The sequence below is a fragment of the Streptomyces pacificus genome (assembly GCF_011766325.1).
Classification (GTDB): Bacteria; Actinomycetota; Actinomycetes; order Streptomycetales; family Streptomycetaceae; genus Streptomyces; species Streptomyces pacificus.
Genome location: NZ_BLLG01000050.1, coordinates 1 through 2,180, shown reverse-complemented (window position 1 = coordinate 2,180; position 2,180 = coordinate 1). Strand labels below are relative to the sequence as shown.

The 2,180-nt window shown below is 65.4% G+C and carries 1 protein-coding gene; it reads left to right on the top strand.

The window, feature by feature from the left end:
- Positions 1-591: 591 nt before the first annotated feature.
- Positions 592-2,061, top strand: a complete 1,470-nt coding sequence (gene ltrA / locus SCWH03_RS28165) for a group II intron reverse transcriptase/maturase (RefSeq protein WP_173267744.1) — start codon at positions 592-594, stop codon at positions 2,059-2,061.
- Positions 2,062-2,180 lie beyond the last annotated feature (119 nt).

Sequence of the window (2,180 nt, the reverse complement as noted above, 5' to 3'; positions counted from 1 at the left end):
GTGCGCCGTGGAAAGCGCATGTTGATCGTGTGGAGGTGAGAGACCTTCGCCTCTGGGCTGTCGCAGCAGCCCAGTGAAGCTGGGGGCAGCCTGATCCGGGAGGTGCCGGGGAGGGCGGTAAGCAGCCCCTACAAAGTCGGGACGTTCCAGAACTGCCAGATGGGGCGGGTCCGGCGAGCAAGACGGAGAGGAGTACGCGAGGAACCGGCGTCTTACGCCTCCTTACTTCCAGCCGGCTCGAACCTGGCGGATCTGGGCCGGATGCGGTTTGTCCCCTGCGCTCGTCGCTTGCGGGGGAACTTCCCGGGCGCTCTTGTCTAACCGTCCGGGGAGGCCACGGTGAAGTGCTGCGGGGTAGTCGTGGCTAGGGCCGCGGGGGCAAAGTCGGGCTCCTCCTCCGACAAGCGATCAACGTGTGAACACGGGAACCACTCCGGTCCCGCCTCAACTCGCCCATCCAGGGCGGGAAGTGGCTGGGCTCATCGTCGGCCGACCGGGCCGGGGTGGGGCGGAGCCGCCGTAGTACTCGGAGCTGGGGAAAGCCCAGTACGTGGGGAAGGGCGGCAGCGGAATCAGAAGGGAGGGACTGCAATGCCGAAAGAGGCACTGCTGAACAGCAGCGCTCCACCGGATCGCCCTCTGGGGCGTGAACGGCGGGTATCGGAGATGCAGACCAAGCTTCACCGTTGGGCGGTGGCCGACTCCGGCCGCCGATTTGACGATCTGTTCAATCTCGTGCATGACCCGGCGACGCTGCTTACGGCGTTTGAACGGGTCGCGGGAAACACCGGGGCCCGAACCCCTGGAATGGACGGCCTTACGGTCGACCAGGTGGAACGGGAGATCGGTGTTCCGGGGTTCTTGGATGATCTGCGCCAGGCACTGAAGGCGGGCGACTTCTGCCCGCTGCCCGTGCGGGAGCGGAAGATCCCCAAGCCCGGCGGCAGCGGGAAGGTGCGCAAGCTCGGCATTCCAACCGTGGCCGACCGCGTGGTGCAAGCCGCGCTGAAACTGGTGCTGGAACCGATCTTCGAGGCCGACTTTCAGCCGGTCTCTTACGGTTTCAGACCGATGCGGCGGGCACACGACGCCATCGCCGAGATCCACATGTTCGGCACCAAAGGATACCGCTGGGCGCTGGACGCGGACATCGAGGCGTGCTTTGACTCCATCGACCACACGGCCCTGATGGACCGGGTGCGAAGTCGGATCAAGGACAAGCGCGTGCTCCGCCTGGTGAAAAGCTTCCTCAAGGCCGGTGTCCTCACCGAGGTCGCCTCCTACGAGGAAACTCTCACCGGCACGCCGCAAGGCGGCATCCTGTCGCCCCTGCTGGCCAACATCGCCCTGTCGGCGCTCGAGGAGCACCTGCACGGCCCGTGGCTGGAGGGCGGGAGCATGTCGACCGCCTATAAGCGCAGCCGTCGACGTCATCACGGCCTGCCGACATGGCGCATTGTCCGCTACGCGGACGATTTCGTCATTCTCGTTCATGGCCAACGCGACGACGTCGCAGCCCTGCAAGAGGAAGTCACCGAGGTGTTGCGCCCCCTGGGACTTCGACTGTCACCAGCGAAGACCCGGATCGTGCACATGTCGGACGGGTTCGACTTCTTGGGGTTCCGCATCCAGTGGCGCCGCAAGAGGGGTGCCAACAAGTGGCACGTCTACACCTTCATCGCTGACCGGCCCATCCGGCAGCTGAAGGAGAAGATCCGAGCCCTGACGGGCAGAACGTCACAGCAGGACATCCGCAAGGTGTTGGTCCGGATCAACCAGATCACACGCGGGTGGGTCAACTACTTCCGGCATGCCGTCTGCAAACGCGCTCTCCGCGCGCTGGACTACTTTGTCTGGCGCAGAGTCAGCGCCCTGCTGATAGCGCGGCACCGCTGGAAGTGGAAGGACGTCCGCCGACGTTTCTACGACGGCAGTGCCGGTCGCTGGAAGCAGTTGTCGGCGGACGGGGTCGCACTATTCGCGCTGGATACAGTTGCGGTCACCCGCTACCGGTATCGGCCGAAGATCCCCGCCCCTTGGGAGGTCCCTGCTCATGCCTGACGGACGAGACCGTGGAGAGCCCGGTACTCGGAAACGGGTACGCCGGGTTCGGAGAGCGGTCCGGGGAAACGGGCAGGCAGCAATGCCTGAACCGCGCCCCGGGCCGACTCAACTGGACC